Source organism: Rhodomicrobium sp., assembly GCF_047605405.1.
Taxonomy (GTDB): Bacteria; Pseudomonadota; Alphaproteobacteria; order Rhizobiales; family Rhodomicrobiaceae; genus Rhodomicrobium; species Rhodomicrobium lacus.
On the sequence record NZ_JASGFR010000008.1, the window covers coordinates 27,930 to 48,874 of the forward strand.

The window sequence follows — 20,945 nt, forward strand, 5'->3', positions numbered from 1 at the left end:
AGAATTCCGGGCCTTGGGCGGCGCTTGCGAGTTAAGGCGTCGCTACCTATACTACAAGGTGGATCGCGACGGAATGCCAAGTGATGTCTGACAATATCCCGGAACTGCCGATAGAAAGACTACGCCTCACGGGCTTGCGCCCCACGCGTCAACGCGTCGCGCTCGCGGAGCTGCTATTCGGGCACGGAGACTGGCATTTCACCGCCGAGGAAATCCATGCCGAGGCGGTGAAAAGGGGGGTGCCCGTCTCTCTTGCGACCGTCTACAACACGCTCCACCAGTTCGTGGAGGCGGGCATTCTGCGCGAAGTCGCCATCGAAAGCTCGAAGACGTATTTCGACACGAAGATTAACGATCACTTTCATTTCTTCTTCGAAAAGAACGGCTCGCTAGTCGATATCGACACAGCCGACATCAAGGTCGAGAATCTGCCGAAGCCCCCTGCGGGCACCGAGATCGCCCGTATCGATGTCCTCGTCAGGCTGGAGCCGACCAGGAAGAAGGGCGGCTAAAGCAGCCAGCGTCCGATTTGCGGCGCACCGACCGTAGCTCTCTTCCGGCTCGGCGGGTTCTCGCGGCTCGATCGCTGCGCTGCCCTTCATGGAGTCGCCGCGACATTCCACTCGCCACCGGGCTACCGAGGACGGTGGGGTTCCCTATAAAAAAAAGCCCCGACAGAGCGGGGCTCGCCGTCATGCGCCGCATACGCGGCGCATGTCTCCATGTGTCGTGTTTACTTCTTCGGAGCGGGAGCCGCCGGAGCAGCCGCGCCCTGCGGGTTCTTCGCCGCGGCTTCCTGCTGCGCGCGAAGCGCGGCGAGACGCTGCTTGATCACTTCCGCGATCTTCTGCTGATCGGCGTTGTACTTGTCGACCGGAACCGGCTGGCCTTCGATAGCCTTGGCAAAGCCTTCGAGCGGCAGCGGGATGCTGAGAGCGCGGCCCGTCACGTCGATGCCGAGATAGGCGATCTGCTTGCCCTTCTTCAGGTCGTCGATCAGCGCGGGCTCGATGTTGGCTTCAGCGTAGCAGCCGGCCTGATCGCAAGTCGTGTAGGCGAGCTTGACGGGCTCCTTGTCGTCGACCTTGACCAGCGCTCCGGGCGGCAGAGCGGAACCGAGCGGCAGCATGGCGAGAAGCTGCGGCTTGTCCTGGCCGGCAACCTGACGGACGGCAATCTTGCCGATGAGGATGGCGGTCGCGTTGTCGCGCACGTCGACCTGCGTGAGGCAGACGTTGACCTTTTTCAGATCTTCCGGCTTCTGCTGCTTCGGCTGTTCGCCGGGCTTCGTGGCTTCAGCCACCGGCACGTCGATGCAGAGCTTGTACCAGATATCCGCGGGCTTCTGGTCGCCGGCGGCCTGCTTCTGTTCCGTGGCGGCAGGCTTGGCCTTGCCTTTGTCCTGCGCCATCGCGCCGGTCACGCCCAGCGTGAGCGCCGACGCTGCGACGGCCCCGATCACCGCCGCTTTCGCGAGCTTTGTGAAAACCATTAACCCGAACCTTTCACTCAATCGTGTTGGCTGTTCCGAATTCCGCTGGCCCCTCTCCCGGACCGACTGTTGCTTGCATACTCGGAATTGAGGCATCTCCGTGACAGGTTCCGCGATGGAATGGGGAGGGCCGCCGTGAGTCGCTCTTTTCGCGGAAAGGGTTGCCCAAACGCTTTCTTTCTGGGAGTTTCGGCGCCTGAAGGGGGTGGGCGAGCAGACGTAACCGAAGGAACCGAACGCCTTGCAATGTGGAAAACCCGATTGTTTCGCTCGCGCACCGCGACCGAAAAGACACAGCGGCCAAGCACTGGTCGCGGCGCTTTTCGCGGCTGTTCTGGCGAGCGCTTCTGCCGCCGCCGAACCGCGCGGCGGCATCGCCATGCACGACCAGCCGAAATATGCGGATGGCTTCGCAAACCTCGGCTATGTGAACCCCGCCGCGCCGAAAGGCGGGACGCTCCGGCTCGCGGTGCTCGGTTCCTTCGACAGCGTGAACCCGTTCATCATCAAGGGGGCGCCGGTCGCGGGCGCGCGCGAATACGTCTATGAGACGCTGCTCGCGCGGACCTATGACGAGCCGTTCTCGCTCTATGGTCTGATCGCCGAAAGCGTGGACACGCCCGAAGACCGCAGTTCCGTGACGTTCCAGTTGCGCCCGGAGGCGCGTTTCGCCGATGGCAAGCCGATTACGCCCGACGACGTGCTGTTCTCATGGAAGCTGCTGAAGGAAAAGGGGCGTCCCAATCATCGCGGTTACTATTCGAAGGTCGTGAAGGCCGAGAAAGTCGGCGAGCGCGGCGTGAAGTTCACCTTTGACGGCGCGGACCGCGAGATGCCGCTCATCATGGGCCTGATGCCGGTGCTTCCGAGCCATGCGCTGACGCCCGAAAGCTTCGAGAAGACCAGCTTCGACAAGCCGGTTGCGAGCGGACCTTATGTCGTCGAAGACATCGAGCCGGGCGCGAGCATCACCTACCGCAAAAACCCCGGCTGGTGGGGCCGCGACCTTCCAGTCAATCGCGGGCAGTACAATTTCGAGCGCATCCGCATCGACTATTACCGGGACCGCACCACCATGATGGAGGCGTTCCGCAAGGGGCTGTTCGACGTGCTGGGCGACAGCGATCCAATCGACGCGGTGCGCTGGGCGGATTCATTCGATTTCCCCGCCGTGGAGAACGGACTTGTCAAGAAGCTCGCCTTCGATCTCGGCGTGCCCGCGCCGATGTCGGCGCTGGCGTTCAACACGCGCCGCGAGGTTTTCGCCGACAGGCGCGTGCGCGAGGCGCTGACCGAAGTGTTCGACTTCGAATGGCTCAACAAGATGCTGTATCGCGGCCTGTATGCGCGCACCGAAAGCTTCTTCGACCGCTCGGAGCTGTCCTCGCACGGCCGCGCCGCGACGGAGGCGGAGCGCGCGCTGCTCGCGCCTTACGCGGCCGAGCTTGCGCCGGGAATACTCGACGGCACCTTCAGCCAGCCCCAGACCGACGCCTCCGGAACGAATCGCGAGGGCCGCAAGCGCGCCATTCAGCTTTTGGACGAGGCTGGCTACGAGCTGCGCGACGGACGCATGGTTTCGAAGGCGACGGGTGCGCCGCTTTCCTTCGAGATGATCTGCGTTTCCCGCGAGCAGGAGCGGCTGCTTCTCGCCTATTCGCACGCGCTCGCGCAGATCGGCGTGGAGGGGCGCGTCCGCATGATCGACTCGGCGCAATTCCAGCGGCGCGCCACGTCCTTCGACTTCGATCTGATGCAGACGACGTGGGCGTCGTCGCTGTCGCCCGGCAATGAGCAAAGCTTCCGCTGGTCGAGCGCGTCGGCGAAGCAGGACGGCAGCTTCAACTACGCAGGCGTCGAGAGCAAAGGGGCCGATGCGATGATCGCGGCCATGCTTTCGGCGAAGACCCGCGCTGAGTTCGTAGCCGCCGTGCGCGCCCTCGACCGCGTGCTGCTGTCGGGCCGTTACGCCATCCCGCTTTACTACGCACCGAAACAGTGGATCGCGGCCTGGGCGCAGTTGCGTCAGCCGCCGGTTTCTACGCTTTATGGTGCGCGGCTCGAAACGTGGTGGGCCGAGCCGTCGAAAAGCGCGGCAAAGGGCGCGGGGACAGCGGAAGGTGAACACTAGCGGCTATCGCGGAGAACTTCCGCCGCGCGACCTCAACATGGCGCGGTATGTGCTCCGCGCGGGCGACGCGGCGAGAGACAAGACCGCGCTCGTGGTGATCCACGATCCGGCCGGGCGCGAGGCCGAGACGTGGACTTATCACGCGCTCGAAAGCGCCGTGCGTCGCGTGGCGTTCGAGCTTCGGGCGAAGCGGGGTCTCGCGCAGGGCAGCCGCGTGCTGATCCGGCTCAGGAACCGCACGGCCTATGCGCTGGCCTTCTTCGGGGCCATTGCGGGCGGGCTTGTGCCGATCCCGGCTTCTTCCGACCTCACCGCGCGCGAAGTTGCCTTCCTGCTCGACGACAGCGAAGCGGCGGCCATCGTCCTTGACGACACGCTTCCTCATGGAAATTTCGCCATCGGACTCGCGGTGGTGACGGAAGCGGCACTCCTCGCCGCCATCGAAGGCGGGCCGGAAGGCGCCTTCGCTGACACCACCGCCAACGATCCGGCCTTTCTGATCTACACGTCGGGCACGACCGCGAACCCGAAGGGCGTGCTGCACGCACATCGAAGCGTGTGGGGGCGTCGCCCGATGTATCGCGGCTGGTACGGCATCACGGCGGCGGACAGACTTCTGCATTCCGGCGTCATCAACTGGACCTACGCCATCGGTACAGGCCTTTCCGATCCCCTGGCGAACGGCGCGACAGCGCTGCTTTATACGGGCGAACGGCACCCGTCGATATGGCTCGGGCTGATCCGCGCTTTCGACGCGACCATCTTCGCAGGCGTGCCGGGGCTGTATCACCAGATCCTGAAGCAGGTGAACGGCGGTCGTCTCGATATCGCGCGGCTGCGTCATGGCCTCACGGCGGGCGATACGCTCCCCGACGCGCTCGAAGCAGACTGGCGCGCGTGCACCGGCACAAGGCTTTACGAAGGGTTCGGCCAGACAGAGCTTTCCACCTATCTTTCAAATGCGCCGGATTTTCCCCGAAAGGCGGGCACGGTGGGGCGCGCGCAGCCGGGCCGCTGCGTCGCGATCCTGCCGGAAGACCGCGGCGAGACACCGTTGCCGCCGGGCGCTTCCGGTCTCATCGCTGTGCATCGGACAGACCCCGGCCTTATGCTCGGCTACTGGCGGCGCCCGGACGAAGAGCGCGCGATGTTTCGCGGCGAGTGGTTCACGGGCGGCGATCTCGGCAGGATGGATGCTGACGGCGCTATCGCCCATCTCGGCCGCGCATCGGATCTCATGAACGCGGGCGGCTATCGCGTCTCCCCTGTGGAGGTTGAGGCGGTCCTTCGCGAGCATCCGCTGGTGGCCGAGGTCGGCGTCATCGACGTGCCGCAACAGCACGGGGGAACCGCGATCACCGCGTTCGTCGTCACGCGCGAAGGCGGCGCGGATCTTTCTGCCGAACTCGCCGCCCGCGCGGAATGCAGCCTCGCCGCCTACAAGCGGCCCCGCCATTACGTGTTCGTCGAGCGTCTTCCGAAAACCGCAAACGGCAAGCTGAAGCGCTCGGACCTCAAGACGCCCGCCGTCCGCTCCGCTACCGGCTGATTTAGCGCCGTAACAGTTCGAAAAAAACTGTCACCAGCTTTGTGGCGAGGAATCCTCACTTTGGACAATCTTCGGGGTAATCCCTTCGATAAACCCCACAAGCAAGGTTGCAGCGTGAGATTGAAGCCTCCACGTCTGCCTTGAACGCGGCCATAGAATTCAATCGGATATGACGCCAGCAAGCGATTTCTCATTCCTCGGTCTGTTCCTTCAGGCCCACCCCGTCGTGAAATTCGTCATGATCGGGCTCATTCTCGCGTCCATCTGGTGCTGGTCCATCGTGATCGAGAAGACCATCGCCTTCCGCCGCGCGAAAAAACAGACCGAAGAATTCGAACGCGTGTTCTGGTCCGGCCAGTCGCTCGACGAGCTTTACCTCGCCATGCCGCAGAAGCCGACGAGCGCCATGGCGGCGCTGTTCCAGGCGGCGATGCGCGAGTGGCGCCGCTCCATCGACGGCACGGCGAAGCCGCTGCCGGGCGTCCAGATGCGCATCGAGCGCGTCATGGAGGTGACGATAACGCGCGAGATGGAGCGGCTCGAAGCGCGACTTCTCTTCCTCGCGACCGTCGGCGCGGTGGCGCCCTTCATCGGGCTGTTCGGAACCGTCTGGGGCATCATGACGGCGTTCCAGGGCATCGCGGCCAGCAAGAACACGAATCTGGCCGTGGTCGCGCCGGGCATCGCGGAAGCTCTGTTCGCGACCGCGCTCGGCCTTCTCGCCGCCATTCCGGCCGTGATTTTCTACAACGCGTTCCAGCAATCGGCGTCGCGACTCGCTCAGCGGCTCGAAGGCTTCGCCGACGAATTTTCCGCGATAGTCTCGCGTCAGCTTGATCTGAAAACGTAAGCGCGCGGCGACGAGGGACCAGTCATGGGTATGTCATTGCAGGCGGGAGCGGGCGGTCCGTCCGGCGCGCGGCGGCGCCGGGGGCGGAAGCATCGTCCCATGGCCGAGATCAACGTGACGCCCTTCGTCGACGTGATGCTCGTGCTCCTGATCATCTTCATGGTTGCCGCGCCGCTTCTGACGGCCGGCGTGCCGGTGGACCTGCCGAAGAGCGAGGGCGCTGCGCTTCAGAGCGATGCCGAGCCGTTGACGCTCACCGTCGATCCGCAGGGCCGCATCTTCATTCAGGAGACGGAAATTCCGTTCGACGGGTTGCAGGCCAAGCTTCAGGCCATTACGGAAGCGCGCAAAGGCATGGACGAGGCGATCTACGTGCGTGGCGACAAGACCACGAACTACGGCGAGTTGATGCGCGTCATGGGACGAATCGCGGCGGCGGGCTACAAGAAGCTCTCGCTCGTGACGGAACTCGACGACAAACGCTGACGAGAGGACATCGTGCGGTACGGCCTTATCGGCTCCGTCATCTTGCATCTTTTGGTCTTCGGGCTGGTGATCTTCAACTTCGCCAGCAGCGGGGACAAGGATGTGCCACCGCCGGTCTCGGTTGAAATCATGTCGCCGAAGGACTTCAGCGAACGCCAGCAGGGCAAGGTCGAAGCGAAGGCGCAAACACCGGCGCCGCTCGCCGAACTGAAGGCGCCCGACACGCCCGCGACCGCGAAAAAGGAAGTCGAACAGAAACCATCGCAAAAGCCGACCGAAAAGGAAGCGCTCGCGCCGCCGCCTCCGAAGGCGGAGCCGACGCCCGCGCCTCAGCCGAAACCCGTGGAACAGGCGAAGGCGCAGCCCGCTCCCGCGCCTGAGAAGCCCGTCGAGAAGCCGAAGCCGGTGGTCAAGAAGGAGCCGCCGCCGAAGCCCAAGGCCGAGGTTGCGGCAAAGAGCGAGGATCGACCGAAGCCCGCCGCCGAGAAGCAGCCCGAACGCAGTTTCGACCCGAATCATATCGCTTCCCTGATCAAGAAGGATCAGCCGGCGGAGCCGCGCCAGCAAACCTCGCGCTCGACCATGGACACGCAGCCCGCGAAGACATATTCCGACCGGCAGACGGCCGTTCTCAACCGCGATCCGAACGCCGGCGCTCCATCGGGAAATTTCGAGCCGGGCAAGCCGTGGCGTCCCGCAAGTTCGCTTCAGGATCAGGCAATGGGCGTGCCGCAGGCGCAGGGCTCGATGAATGCGGGCAGTTGCGCCGACCTCGTGCAAAGCCGTATCGAACAGAATTGGGATCTGCCGCTCGGCGCGGCGCAGGGAGAAATGGGCCTCGTGCGCCTCCACATCGAGCTGAACCGCGACGGCACCCTGATCCGGCCTCCCATGGTCATGGACGCGCCGACATCGCCCACCGGACAGGCCATGGCCGACGCCGCCATTCGCGCGGCCATGCGCGGCGCCCCGTACTCCATCCCGCCCGCGCAGTATGAGCGCTGCCGCGACATGGTTCTTCGTTTCAATCCCCGCGACATGTATGGCGGCTGATATGATTTCCCGCAGATTGACGACATTTCTCGCAGCCTTCCTTGCGGCTGCCACGCTGGCGCCCTCATTCGCCTCCGCTCAGGTGGAGGTCGAAATCCGCCGTGGGCAGGTGCGCGCCATCCCGATCGCAGTGGCCGACTTCACGGGCGACCCGATCGCGGCGGAGACCGCGCAGGTCGTGACCGCCGATCTTCAGCGCTCCGGCCTGTTCCGTCCCGTTCCGAACTCCGCCTTCATCGAGCGGGGCGCGAATGTCGATACGCCCCCGCGCTTTCAGGACTGGAAAGTTCTCAACATCCAGGCGCTGGTCGTCGGCCGCGTCACCGATACCGGCGACGGGCGTCTCAGGGGCGAATACCGGCTCTGGGACGTGGTAACGGGCCGCCACATCGCGGGCGAACAGTTCTTCATTCCCCGCAACACCTCGCGCCGCCTCGCGCATATCATTGCCGACGCGGTTTACGAACGCCTCACGGGCGAGCGCGGCTATTTCGACAGCCGCGTCGTCTTCGTGGACGAATCCGGCCCCAAGAACCAGCGGGTGAAGCGCCTCGCGATCATGGATCAGGACGGCGCGAACCTCCGTCTTCTGACGCAGGGCCGCGAACTGGTGCTGACACCGCGTTTCCATCCACTCTCCCAGGAGATCACCTACACCGCCTATCGCAACGGCGAGCCGCGCGTCATGCTGCGCAACATCATGACCGGGCAGGAAGAGGTGCTGGGCGATTTTCCGAACATGTCGTTCGCCCCGCGCTTCTCGCCGCAGGGCGACCGCCTCGTCATGAGCCTTCAGGAAGACAGCAACTCCGCGATCTTCGAGATGGATCTGCGCTCGCGCCGCCTCGCGCGGTTGACGCAAAGCTCCGCCATAGACACTGCCCCCTGCTACTCGCCGGACGGCCGCCAGATCGTGTTCGAGTCCGACCGCGACGGGAAGCAGCAGCTTTACGTGATGAACGCGGATGGCTCGGGTCAGCGCCGCCTCTCGTTCGGCGAGGGAAGCTACTCGACGCCGGTCTGGTCGCCGCGCGGGGATCTGATCGCGTTCACGAAGCGCGTGCCCGGCGGCTTCGCCATCGGCGTCGTGCGTCCTGACGGTTCGGGCGAGCGCCTCCTCACGGAGGGATACCATAATGAGGGGCCGACATGGTCGCCAAACGGCCGCGTTATCCTGTTCTTCCGCGAAAGCGGCGGGGCGAACGGCGGCGCGAAGCTCTACAGCATCGACCTGACCGGGTATAATGAACGGCAGGTGCAGACGCCGTCCTTTGCATCCGATCCGGCCTGGTCCGCGCTTCTGAAATGAGGCCAGCTTCTGAAGCGATCATGCTCGACTCTGCCCTGGCCGGATAACGGCACGCTCAGAATTTCCTGCATTTTGTATCGAATTTTGTTGCAGGCCACAAAACGGCCCGAGAAACGGTTTGTTTGGTAAGCATTCCGTTACGATTTCGCGGGCAAACTCGCGCTCAAGTTGTGCCGCGATTGGAGGAAAGTCTAAATGCGACCGCGTCTCGGTTCCCTGTTTGCCGTCCTTTTCATGATCGCTGCCGCAGTCTCTCTATCCGGCTGCGACAAGAACGCTCCCGGTGCGGGGCTCGGGCTCGGCGCTGGTGGCGGAAATTATCCGCCGGGCAGCAAGCAGGAGTTCAATGGCAAGATCGGTGACACGGTGCGCTATCTCACCGACAGCTCGGAACTCACGCCGGAAGGCCAGCAGATCCTGAACGCTCAGGCCGTGTGGCTCCGGCAGTACACAAATTACCCGATCACCATCGAAGGGCATGCCGATGAGCGCGGCACCCGCGAATATAACATCGCACTCGGCGCCCGCCGCGCCGAGACGACGAAGAACTTCCTTGTTGCCCAAGGCATCAGCCCTCAGCGCATCCGCACCATTTCCTATGGCAAGGAGCGGCCGGTTGCCGTTTGCGATGACATCTCGTGCTGGTCTCAGAACAGGCGCACGGTCACGGTGCTCGAAGGAGGCGGCTCGGTGGCGTCCTATTGACCGCCGCCTCAAATCCGCTCGAAAAGGCGCCCGCAGCGCCTTTTTGCGCTCCGCCCTGGCTGCAAGGCGCTCAGTTCATTAAAAAATACTTAACTCAAAGCGGTTGACAGCCCGCCCGCGCACCGTCAGAGAAGACTGCAAATCGCCTGCCGCGAACCAGCGAGAGCGCCATCATGAGACGCATTGTTGCTGCATCCGTTCTCTCTCTTGCCTTAGCCGCATCCTTCGCAGACGCCGACGCGCAAGCGAACGATAACACGGCGCAGCGCGTCGATCGGCTTGAGGAACAGATCAGCAACCTGCAAAGCGTCGTCACGGCTGTCGAGTCGCTCGCGAAAAGCGGCGGCGGCGGATATGGCGCGACGGCTGGCGGCGGGGCAACCGCAGCCGATCTGAACCGCCTTTCCGCTCAGATTGCGGATCTTGCGCAGCGCGTCCAGCGTCTCGAAGCGCGGCTTGCGTCGGCTTCGCCGGGCACAGACCCGGCCCAGCCAAAAGGCGAGGCAGCTTTCAATACCTTCACGCCAGCCGCAGGTTTCGAAGCGAAGGAGCCGTTGAAGCCCCTCGGCGAACCGACCGCCGCGCCCGATCGATACGGCGCGTCGCAGCCTTCGCAACCGGCCGATGCCTTTCCGCGACGCCAGACCGCCAATGCAGGACAGGCGGCCTCCCCTGTCGCGCCACGCACGGGGACGGACGCCACCCCCGCCGCGTTGCCTGCTTCTGGCGGTGCGCGGGCGTTGTTCGATCAGGGCACCGGCGCCCTCAACCGGCGGGAATATTCGGCGGCCGAGACCTACTTCCAGCAGGTGGTCGATCAGTATCCGAACGATCCGGTTGCCGGACCTGCCTATTACTGGCTAGGCGAAACCGCCTTCGTCAGCGGCGAATACCGGACGGCGGCCGACCGCTTTCTGAAAACATTCACGTCCTATCCCAATACCGAGCGGGCGCCGGAAGCGCTCCTCAAGCTGGCTATTTCGCTTCGCAGGCTTGGCGAGAAAGCCGCCGCGTGCGACTCCTTCGCCGAATTGCAGCGGCGTTATCCGCAGGGCCCGAAAGCCGTGCTGCAACGCGCGGAAGTCGAGAAGAAGCGAGCCGAATGCAGCTAGCGGGCCATCGCCGACTTGTCTTCGACGCGCACAACCCCACGTGCTTGGAATCTCTTGATTTGTCCATATAATTCAATTCAATCAGTTTGCTAATGGAATGCGCGCCCGTGCCGCGCATCTTCAGTTGGTCACGGCTCGACGACGGGATTAAATGGTCCCGTGCCGGTGGCCCTGTCCGGCACCTCATGCATCCTGTTGCATGCAATGACAGGCGGACGGCGCGATCAGGAAACGACGCAAGGTGCCGACGATTATAAGCGATAGCGAAATCCTGAAGGCCTTCGCCTGCGTCGAGGCATCGCCCGCGCTCGTTCTTGCGGTTTCCGGCGGTCCCGACAGCATGGCGCTGATGCATCTCGCGCGCCGCTGGGCGACCCTTGCGAACCGGAGCCCCGCCACCATCACCGTCGCGACCGTCGATCATGGGTTACGTCCCGAAAGCGCGGAAGAAACGACGTTCGTCGGGACTCACGCCCGCGCGCTCGGCTTCGCCCACGTCACGCTCGTCTGGAGCGGCGAGAAGCCATCCGCCGGTCTTCAGGCGGAAGCACGGCGCGCGCGATACGCCCTCCTCACGGCACAGGCGCGGGCCAGCGGAGCCAGCCTCCTCACCGCACACACCCGAGACGATCAGGCGGAGACGCTCATCATGCGGCTCGCGCGCGGCAGTGGTGTCGACGGGTTAGCCGCCATCGCCGTCGTATCGGCACGGGAAGGGGTGCGTCTCGCCCGCCCGCTCCTCGGATTTTCGAAGACGCGGCTTACCGCGTATCTTCGCGCGGCGGGCGTGCCGTTCGTCCGCGATCCCAGCAATGAGAATACCGCCTTCGAGCGCGTACGACTTCGCATCGCCATGAAGGCGCTGGCGAATGCCGGCGTATCGAAAGCCGCTCTCGCGCTCAGTGCCACCCGCCTCGGACGCGCCCGCGCAGCGCTCGACGAGGCCGCGGAGCGCTTCCTCGACGGGTTTCTGCGAGTGTCACCGCTTGCACATGGCGAGATCGACCGCGAAGCCTTCGACGCGCTGCCCGACGATATCGCGCTGCGCGTGCTGGCCCGCGTGTTTGGCCTGCTGGGCGGGCGGGCCGAGCCACCACGCATGATGCGCCTCGAACGTCTTCTCGAAAGCTTGCGGTCCGGGCAAAGCGAGGCGACGCTTGGGGGTGCGCTTCTGATTGCCCGCGCGGGACGCCTCTCTTTCTACCGCGAGCCTGGGCGCATGAAGCCGGAACCTCTTTTTCTCGAACCCCGTATCGCTTCTGTATGGGACGGGCGTTTTCTGCTTTCGGCCTCGACCGCTGAAGCCTGCGATGGGCAAATCCGTCCCCTCGGAGAGACAGGCTGGATGCTGTGGCGCAGGGAATGCAAGAGTTCCGGCCTGCCTGCCGAGGCAAACCGGCTCGCAGCTCTTTCCACGCCCGCCCTCTGGCGCGGCGGAAAGCTCGTCGCCGCTCTCATCCTCCAGCGAAAAGATCATCCATCGTTCATTCCATCCGTCACCGCCACGCTTTCGCCCTCCCTTGCACGGTTTTTAACCCGCTTGCCAAACACGACCTCAAGTGCGCTTGGCAAAGACACACCCATACCCTATCTTTGAAAGGCTTGGCCGCTCCGCCTCGCTTTGTGGCTTGAAGACTGAGGCCAGTCATCAAGTCGCGCCTTCACGCCGCGCAGGCGGCACCAGAGGAAACCAACGCCTCCATGAACTCGAATTTCCGCAATCTGGCGATCTGGGTCATCATCGCGCTGCTTCTCGTGGCGCTTTTCAATCTGGTTCAGAACAATCCGCGCAGTACGCGCGCGAATGAGATGAACTATTCCCAGTTCCTGAACGACGTCGAGAACAAGAACGTGCGGTCCGTAACGCTGGCCGGCAACCAGATTGCCGGTACGCTAAACAGCGGCCAGACCTTTGTCACGATCGCTCCGAACGATCCTCAACTCGTCGACCGTCTCTACTCGAAGGGCGTGGCGATCAACGTGAAGCCTGCAACGGAAGACGTGCCGTCGCTTCTCGGTGTGCTTTTGAACTGGTTCCCGATGCTGCTCCTTATTGCGGTGTGGGTCTTCTTCATGCGCCAGATGCAGTCGGGCGGGGGCCGCGCGCTTGGGTTCGGAAAATCCAAGGCGAAGCTTCTCACGGAGAAGCAGGGGCGAGTGACCTTCGACGACGTGGCGGGTGTCGACGAGGCGAAGGAAGAGCTTGAAGAGATTGTGGAGTTCCTTCGCGATCCGCAGAAATTCCAGAGGCTCGGCGGCCGCATTCCGCGTGGCGCGCTGCTCGTCGGCCCTCCCGGCACCGGCAAGACGCTGCTCGCGCGCGCCATCGCCGGCGAGGCGAATGTGCCCTTCTTCACGATTTCGGGCTCGGACTTTGTTGAAATGTTCGTCGGCGTCGGCGCGAGCCGCGTGCGCGACATGTTCGACCAGGCAAAGAAGAACGCGCCTTGCATCATCTTCATCGACGAAATCGACGCGGTCGGCCGCCATCGCGGCGCGGGCCTCGGTGGTGGAAACGACGAACGCGAGCAGACGCTGAACCAGCTTCTGGTGGAGATGGACGGGTTCGAGGCGAACGAGGGCATCATTCTCGTGGCAGCCACGAACCGACCGGATGTGCTCGACCCCGCGTTGCTGCGTCCGGGCCGTTTCGACCGTCAGGTCGTCGTGGCTGCGCCCGATATCGTTGGACGCGAGAAAGTTCTGAAGGTGCATGTGCGCAAGGTTCCGCTGGCTCCCGACGTCGACCTCAAGGTCATTGCGCGCGGAACGCCGGGCTTTTCGGGCGCGGACCTGGCCAACCTCGTCAACGAAGCCGCGCTGCTCGCGGCGCGCCGTTCCAAGCGCGTCGTCACCCAGCACGAGTTCGAGGACGCCAAGGATCGCGTGATGATGGGCGCCGAGCGCCGCTCCATGGCCATGACCGAGGATGAAAAGCGCCTTACCGCCTATCACGAAGCGGGGCATGCGCTTGTGTCGATCTTCGCCGCCGGCAACGATCCGCTCCACAAGGTCACGATCATTCCGCGAGGCCGCGCGCTGGGCGTTACGTTCAACCTGCCGGAACGAGACCGCTACAGCATGAAGAAGCACGAGATGGATGCCTATCTTGCGATGGTCTTCGGCGGACGCATCGCGGAGGAACTGATCTTCGGTCCGGAGAACGTGACGACGGGCGCGACGAACGACATCAAGCAGGCCACCAACATGGCGCGTGCGATGGTGACGGAATACGGCATGAGCGACAAGCTGGGCCGCATCCGCTATCGGGACAACCAGGAAGAAGTGTTTCTCGGACATTCCGTGGCGCGCTCGCAGAACATGTCGCAGGAGACGGCGCAGCTCATCGATTCCGAGATCCGCCGCCTCATCGACGAAGGCGAGCACCGTGCTCGCGCCATTCTGACCGAGCACCTCGAAGACCTGCACACGCTGGCCAAAGGGCTGCTCGAATATGAGACGCTTTCGGGTCAGGAAGTGCGCGATCTTCTCAATGGCAAGCCGCCCGTTCGCGAGTTCACCATGAAGGAAGATCAGCCGAAACGTCGCTCGGCGGTTCCGACGACTGGCGGGCGCGCGCCTCGCAAGGACGATCTCGGCGGCATGGAGCCTCAGCCATCGACGTAATAAAAGCGGCAATGGTTCGATCGTTGCCGCGAAGAAGATCAACTGAATACCTGCTGAGATGGCCGCCTTCGGGCGGCCATTTTGCTTTTGGCGCGCCGCGCGCTGCTATAAGCTCAAGTAAAGGTTCATGGTTCAGGTAAGCGGTTCGATGGTATGGGCGGTTTTCCGCAATCGCGGTCTGAAGGCCAAGGCGGTAAGGCTGATCGGCCTGACGATAGCGTTGCCGACCGTAGCGCCCGCAAGTGCCGTGACCGCCGCGGCTACGGCCACACCTTATGCAGATCAGCGCTCGGAAGTTTCGGCTTCCGCGCAGGCGACAGAAGCGGACGCCGCAACGAACCGGAAAAGAGAGGCGAAAATGCCAAAGACATTCGACGTTCAACCCGTGCTCGCGCGCGCCGAAGCGGATTTCGACAACGCTGTCGCGCGCTATGTCGATTTCCTGCGCATCCCGTCGATCTCGACCGATCCGGCCTACGCGAAGGACGTAAGACGCGCGGGCGAGTGGCTCGCCGCAGAGTTCCTTGCGCTCGGCTTTGAGGCGACGCTGCACGATACCCCCGGGCATCCGATCCTCGTCGCGCATCACGCGGCCGCGAGCGCGGACGCGCCGCACCTCCTTTATTACGGACATTACGACGTGCAGCCCGTCGAACCGCTGGAAGAGTGGACATCGCCGCCCTTCGAGCCCGCCATCGTCGACGGTCCGCACGGCAAGCGCGTGGTCGCTCGCGGCGCGGTGGACGACAAGGGACAGGTGGTGACCATCCTCGAAGCGCTGCGGGCCTGGAAGACCGTGCATGGCGCTCTTCCCGCCGAGGTTACGGTGCTGCTCGAAGGCGAGGAGGAAAGCGGCAGCGTGTCGCTTCCGGCCTTCCTCGCCGCGCATGCCGACACGCTTCGCCGCGCCGACGCCGTGCTCATCAGCGACACGAACGCGTGGGACATCGACACGCCCGCCATCACCTACCGTCTGCGCGGGAATGTGTATGTCGAGATCACGCTTCAGGGGCCGTCACACGATCTGCATTCCGGGCTGTATGGCGGCGCGGTGGTCAACCCGATCAACGCGCTGACCGAAGTGCTCGGCCAGCTTCACGACGCAAACGGCCGCGTGCAGATCGAAGGCTTTTACGACGGCGTGGCGGAGCTTTCCGAGGCTGAGCGCCGCGAATGGGCCTCCCTCCCGTTCGACGAGAAGGGCTTCCTCGGCGAAATCGGCCTCACGCAGTCGACCGGCGAAGCAGGCTTCACGCTTCTCGAACGCATCTGGGCGCGCCCGACCGCCGACATCAACGGCATCTGGGGCGGATACATCGGCGAAGGCTCGAAAACGGTGATCGCCGCGCGCGCCTCCGCCAAGGTCAGCTTCCGCACCGTGCCGAACCAGAACCCGCAGAAGATCGTCGACGGTCTGAAGGCGTTCCTCGACGCCCGCACCCCGCCCGATGCGAAATGGACCATTCGTCAGTTCGGCGCGTCGGAAGGCATCCTCGTGCCGACAGAGGGGCCCTACATGCAGGCTGCCCGCGACGGGCTTCAGGATGTTTTCGGCAAGCCCGCGGCGATGGTCGGCGGCGGCGGGTCGATCCCGGTGGTGGGACTCCTGCAAAAGGGGCTCGGCCTCGATTCGATCCTCGTCGGTTTCGGCCTGTCGGACGACCGCATTCACAGCCCGAACGAGAAATTCGAGCTGAAATGCCTGAAGAACGGCATTCTCAGTCACGCCGCGATCCTCGGCCGCGCGGCGGAGATCGGGAAGAAGCAAAAGTAAGTCCGAAAGCGGCGTGCGTCGCGCTCGCAAGAAAAAGACGCCGTCGCCATGTCCGCATGGAGCGGCGTTACAGGTTCCGCCGGCCAAGCGGCCCGGGCGATCGAATCCCGCAAGACCGCCCCGGCAGCGCGGCCGGTTGTATCCGCACCCCGGACCTCTTTCTTTCCGTGTGAAGCGCGTGGAAGCCGCTGAGCACATCCGCTGATTTCGCTTGAAACTTGGCGCGGGCCTCACCAAGGTTCCTTGCTCGCCGTGCAGGCGAAAAGGAAAAGTCGAGACATGACCCGGACAGGCCAGCAATTCATCATCGTGGGCGAGCGGACGAACGTCACGGGCTCCGCCAAATTCCGCAAGCTCATCGAGGCCGGCGATTACGACGCGGCCCTTTCGGTTGCGCGCGAGCAGGTGGAAAGCGGCGCGAATGTCCTCGACGTGAACATGGACGAGGGGCTTCTCGACAGCGAGAAGGCGATGACGACCTTCCTTCATCTCATCGCGTCGGAGCCCGACATCAGCCGCGTGCCGGTGATGATCGACTCGTCGAAGTGGTCCGTGATCGAGGCCGGGCTGAAATGCGTACAGGGAAAGGCCATCGTCAACTCGATCAGCCTGAAGGAGGGCGAGGAAGCGTTCCTCGACCATGCCAGGAAGATCATGCGTTACGGCGCGGCCGCCGTGGTGATGGCGTTCGACGAGGTCGGGCAAGCCGACACCGAGGAGCGCAAGGTTTCGATCTGCCGCCGTGCGTTCAACTTGCTCACCGCGAAGATCGGTTTCGCGCCTGAAGACATCATCTTCGACCCCAACGTGTTCGCTGTCGGAACCGGCATCGAGGACCACAACAATTACGGCGTCGACTTCATCGAGGCGACGCGGCGCATCCGGCAGGAAATGCCGCTTTGCCACGTTTCGGGCGGCGTCTCGAACCTGTCCTTCTCCTTCCGTGGCAACGAGCCGGTGCGGCAGGCGATGCACACGGTGTTCCTGTATCACGCCATCAAGGCGGGCATGGACATGGGCATCGTGAATGCGGGACAACTCGGCGTCTATGACGACCTCAACCCCGAGCTTCGCGAACTGGCCGAAGACGTGGTGCTGAACCGCCGCGCCGACGCCACCGACCGGCTGCTCGAAGCGGCCGACCGCTTCAAGGGCGGTGGCTCGAAGAAGGCGGCGCCGGACCTTTCGTGGCGCGAGCGGCCCGTGGCGGATCGGCTGAAGCATGCGCTCATCCACGGCATCACCGACTATATCGACGCCGACACCGAAGAAGCCCGCGCCTCGCTCGGCCGCCCCATCAACGTCATCGAAGGCCCGCTGATGGACGGCATGAACGCCGTCGGCGATCTCTTCGGCGCGGGCAAGATGTTCCTGCCGCAGGTGGTGAAGTCGGCGCGCGTGATGAAGAAGGCTGTCGCCTGGCTCATGCCGTTCATGGAGGAAGAGAAGGCGGCGGGCGGTGGAGAAGCGCAAGCCGCAGGCCGCATCATCATGGCGACGGTCAAGGGCGACGTTCACGACATCGGCAAGAACATCGTCGGCGTCGTTCTCCAGTGCAACAATTACGAGGTGATCGACCTCGGCGTGATGGTGCCCCCACAGCAGATCCTCGACGCCGCGCGCGAGCACAAGGCGGATGTGATCGGTCTTTCCGGCCTCATCACGCCGAGCCTCGACGAGATGGTGTTCGTTGCCTCCGAGATGGAGCGGCAGGGCTTCGAGGTACCGCTTCTGATCGGCGGGGCGACGACGAGCCAGGTGCATACCGCCGTCAAGATCGCGCCGACCTACGCGCGCGGACAAGCGGTCTATGTCACGGATGCGAGCCGCGCCGTCGGCGTCGTGTCGAGCCTGCTCGGCGGCGAGCGCGAAACCTATATCGGGAATATTCGCGAAACCTATAGCAAGGTTGCGCTCGCCCACGAGCGCGGCCGCGCGGCGAAATCGCGCCTCACCTTGGAGCAGGCGCGCGCCAATCGCTTCGATCCGGGCTGGCAGGGCTATGTGCCGCCGAAGCCGACGTTCATCGGAGCCCGCGCGCTCGAAAACTACGACCTCGCGACGCTTGTGCCCTATATCGACTGGACGCCGTTCTTCTCGGCCTGGGAGATGAAGGGCACATATCCGGGCATCCTCACTGACGACAAATATGGCGAAGCCGCGTCATCGCTTTGGCGCGACGCGCAGGCGATGCTGGCGCAGATCGTGGAAGAACGCTGGTTCCGCGCGAACGCGGTTTACGGCTTCTGGCCCGCGAACGCGCTCGAAGACGACGACATCGCCATCTATGCCGACGACAGCCGCACCGAAACGATTGCCAACTTCCGCACGCTCCGCCAGCAGATCGCGCGCGACAGCGGCCGCGCCAACATCGCGCTCTCCGACTTCGTCGCACCGGAGGCGACCAACGTCGCCGACTATATCGGCGGCTTCGCGGTGACGGCGGGCATCGGCGAGGACGTCATCGCGGAGCGCTTCTCGCGCGCGAACGACGACTATTCCCGCATTCTCGTGAAGGCGCTCGCCGACAGGCTGGCCGAAGCCTTCGCCGAGCATCTTCACGCGCGTGTGCGCCGCGAGTTCTGGGGCTATGCCGCCGACGAGGCGCTCGCGCCCCATGAGCTTCTGGCCGAAACCTATCGCGGCATCCGGCCCGCGCCCGGCTATCCCGCGCAACCCGACCACACCGAGAAGACGACGCTGTTCGATCTCCTCGACGCGACGCGTGCGACGGGCATCGCGCTGACCGAGAGCTTTGCCATGACGCCGCCCGCTTCGGTGTCCGGTCTCTATTTCTCGCATCCCGACAGCTATTACTTCGGCGTCGGCAAGATCGAGCGCGACCAGGTGGAAGACTACGCGCGGCGCAAGGGATGGACGCTCGCCGAGGCAGAGCGCTGGCTCGCGCCCATCCTGAATTACGAGCCGGGGCGGAATACGCTGACGGTCGAGGCGGCTTGAGGGCGCCTCCCCCCGTCATCAATCCGTACGAATAAGCCCTGTCAATGCCGCGATCGCAAAGACGCTCGCAAGACCGCCGAATACCGTCTCAAAAAGCACGACGATCTGGGTGGTGCTTGCCGGAAGGACAATTTTGCCGAATGTGGGGACTGTTATCTCCACTTCCTTCTACATCGGAACCCAACTCTTTTCCTTGAAAACATCGAGAAAAGGCAAAAGAATTTTTAGCGAATAGATCATGGGATCGAAGCGTGGGTGTTCCGGCAATTTTTCTTCAAGGCATGCCGTCCATCTGCGAGCGGTTGTCTGGTCGCCAACCAGAGACTTGACTTGCGTTATATTATCTTCCGGTGAGACGACACGGCAGCTGTGCAATGTTTCGTCGAGCAAGACCTGCGAATCGCTTGGTGCGAATACGCCCTGTTTCTCGGCATGATTATAGTAGAAGGCGAATATTATTGCGACAAGGAGCATCCGGCCAACTACTTTGCGCGGTCTGTATCCGTGGTCGATAAAAAAGCCTTTTATTAAGTAGAGAATTGCCACCAGAGGAATGCGATGGGGCGCTTCCCGCCATTGCGAGAGAGCGCGCTTGAAAAAATATCTCTCGCGCGCGATGCCAACGCGGCCAGCCTCCAGCCGATGGCCCATGTTCCGGAGCACCGTCATCAGTTGCTCGAAAGGCTGCGGACGAAAATCTCGCCCAAGATGAGCAGTCGGCTGATATTTCAGCCATCTGATGCGGTCTTTTGCAGTGATGTCCTTCCCAGCAAAGCGCTCGTACTCTAGGCCATCCAGGTAGATGACGTTGTGAAGATTCTTCCGGTTGGTTGGTTTTGGCCAGGCCGCCTTACTATCTGCTATAATGCGGATGTTTGCGCCCTTGAGATCCAGTGAACCGTAGATAACAGCAGGCGTATTATAGGAGCTGTCAGTTGAAGCGACGTTGGCTTCCTCGCTCGCTGGCGCGAGGAACAAGCAACCTCCGATGCGTGCGTTCACGAATGAAAGCGCGTCACGTGTTACGTTACCAAGCAACTTTTGAATATTTGGCTTTGGGTCGTACGGAACTGAAAACTGCCCACCGGCACAGTTCACATTGCCACTTATGCTCGCGCCATTGAACTCGACCTTGCCTGAGCTTCGCAATCCACGTCCGATGTAGACATTCCCACCCACTCTTATACGTGTGAAGCGGAGTGTAATCGGGTCGATTTCCGAGGGAGTTTCAAAAGTCCCGCCGCGGCAGTCGACGTCGCCTCCGATCTCAGCGCCCGTAAAGGAAAGTTCGCCATGCGCGACTGTTTCCCTGAGATTCAAGGTGCCGCTAATCCGCGCGCGATAGGCACTCAAAGCTCGCACAGGTACTTCCCAAGGAGCACTCGGGTTAACTTGCTTCGACGTGGAGGCGGAAAGATAAGCGTGCGAGCAATCGAAAATCCCCTCTATGATGGAATCGTCGATAAATATCGTGCCGTTTGCACTGAAGCCTCCGTTGAACTCAAGTTTACCGCCGATCGAAGGCGTAATCAGGTTGACCGATGTATCGTCGCGATTCAGGCCAAGTCTTGTTCCCGTGCAAGACAGGGTGCCAGTGATTTCCGCGCCGAAGAGTTCGAGGCTCTCGGCGATATTGCATCTTCTAATGAAAAGATCGCCATCGATCCGTGTGCTGTTGCCGCATAGGCTCGCGACCGTCACATTTTCAAGGACGATGGAGCGGGTCTCTGCATCCCCGAAGGACAAACGCTCAGAGATATAGCAATGCGTAAGATGGAGCGGGCGAAGTTTAGTGACGCCGTCGAGGATAACGGCACCATCGATATAGGCACCGCGGATTTCCAGCTTCCCTTCAAAGAGATCTTTGTCTAGCAGGACATTGAGGAGCACACAGGC

15 protein-coding genes are annotated in these 20,945 nt (G+C 63.1%); 13 read left to right on the forward strand and 2 right to left on the reverse strand.

Annotation, left to right across the window (positions count from 1 at the left end; genetic code table 11):
* Nucleotides 1-83 precede the first annotated feature (83 nt).
* Complete coding sequence (gene irrA, locus QM659_RS05030) at nt 84-512, forward strand: iron response transcriptional regulator IrrA (protein ID WP_127076591.1); 429 nt, start codon at nt 84-86, stop codon at nt 510-512.
* Nucleotides 513-733: 221 nt separating this feature from the next.
* Here the strand turns inward: irrA and QM659_RS05035 are convergent, their stop codons facing one another.
* The gene (locus tag QM659_RS05035; protein WP_164729880.1) at nt 734-1,492 is read right to left on the reverse strand and encodes an invasion associated locus B family protein; all 759 of its coding nucleotides are present in this window, start codon (nt 1,490-1,492) and stop codon (nt 734-736) included.
* Nucleotides 1,493-1,871: 379 nt separating this feature from the next.
* Here QM659_RS05035 and QM659_RS05040 point away from each other — a divergent pair, with 379 nt between their 5' ends.
* From QM659_RS05040 to metH, 12 genes are all read left to right on the forward strand, one after another.
* A complete protein-coding gene (locus QM659_RS05040; RefSeq protein ID WP_415187596.1) occupies nt 1,872-3,623 on the forward strand; it encodes an extracellular solute-binding protein in 1,752 nt (583 codons plus the stop codon).
* Nucleotides 3,613-5,172: a class I adenylate-forming enzyme family protein gene (locus tag QM659_RS05045; RefSeq protein WP_415187597.1), complete on the forward strand. Its 1,560-nt coding sequence runs from the start codon at nt 3,613-3,615 to the stop codon at nt 5,170-5,172. Before QM659_RS05040 ends, QM659_RS05045 begins: the two co-directional genes overlap by 11 nt.
* A gap of 169 nt (nt 5,173-5,341) precedes the next feature.
* Nucleotides 5,342-6,022: a protein TolQ gene (tolQ, locus tag QM659_RS05050; protein ID WP_127076595.1), complete on the forward strand. Its 681-nt coding sequence runs from the start codon at nt 5,342-5,344 to the stop codon at nt 6,020-6,022.
* 24 nt (nt 6,023-6,046) lie between these two features.
* Nucleotides 6,047-6,508: a protein TolR gene (tolR, locus tag QM659_RS05055; RefSeq protein ID WP_127076596.1), complete on the forward strand. Its 462-nt coding sequence runs from the start codon at nt 6,047-6,049 to the stop codon at nt 6,506-6,508.
* 12 nt (nt 6,509-6,520) lie between these two features.
* Nucleotides 6,521-7,561, forward strand: a complete 1,041-nt coding sequence (locus QM659_RS05060) for a hypothetical protein (protein WP_415187598.1) — start codon at nt 6,521-6,523, stop codon at nt 7,559-7,561.
* 1 nt (nt 7,562) lies between these two features.
* A complete protein-coding gene (gene tolB / locus QM659_RS05065) occupies nt 7,563-8,870 on the forward strand; it encodes a Tol-Pal system beta propeller repeat protein TolB (RefSeq protein ID WP_415187599.1) in 1,308 nt (435 codons plus the stop codon).
* 195 nt (nt 8,871-9,065) lie between these two features.
* A complete protein-coding gene (gene pal / locus QM659_RS05070) occupies nt 9,066-9,575 on the forward strand; it encodes a peptidoglycan-associated lipoprotein Pal (RefSeq protein WP_127076599.1) in 510 nt (169 codons plus the stop codon).
* A gap of 173 nt (nt 9,576-9,748) precedes the next feature.
* A complete protein-coding gene (gene ybgF, locus QM659_RS05075) occupies nt 9,749-10,687 on the forward strand; it encodes a tol-pal system protein YbgF (protein ID WP_415187600.1) in 939 nt (312 codons plus the stop codon).
* A gap of 241 nt (nt 10,688-10,928) precedes the next feature.
* Nucleotides 10,929-12,284, forward strand: coding sequence for a tRNA lysidine(34) synthetase TilS (gene tilS, locus QM659_RS05080; protein WP_415187601.1), 1,356 nt, complete (start codon nt 10,929-10,931; stop codon nt 12,282-12,284).
* A gap of 104 nt (nt 12,285-12,388) precedes the next feature.
* Entirely contained in the window at nt 12,389-14,314 is a 1,926-nt protein-coding gene (gene ftsH, locus QM659_RS05085) for an ATP-dependent zinc metalloprotease FtsH (protein WP_303482008.1), read from the forward strand.
* Nucleotides 14,315-14,672: 358 nt separating this feature from the next.
* The gene (locus QM659_RS05090; protein WP_415187642.1) at nt 14,673-16,088 is read left to right on the forward strand and encodes a dipeptidase; all 1,416 of its coding nucleotides are present in this window, start codon (nt 14,673-14,675) and stop codon (nt 16,086-16,088) included.
* 279 nt (nt 16,089-16,367) lie between these two features.
* Nucleotides 16,368-19,049: a methionine synthase gene (gene metH / locus QM659_RS05095; protein WP_415187602.1), complete on the forward strand. Its 2,682-nt coding sequence runs from the start codon at nt 16,368-16,370 to the stop codon at nt 19,047-19,049.
* 168 nt (nt 19,050-19,217) lie between these two features.
* On the opposite strand, the gene QM659_RS05100 is transcribed toward metH, so the two are convergent.
* On the reverse strand, nt 19,218-20,939 hold the full coding sequence (locus QM659_RS05100; protein WP_415187603.1) for a hypothetical protein: 1,722 nt from the start codon (nt 20,937-20,939) through the stop codon (nt 19,218-19,220).
* Nucleotides 20,940-20,945: the final 6 nt, after the last annotated feature.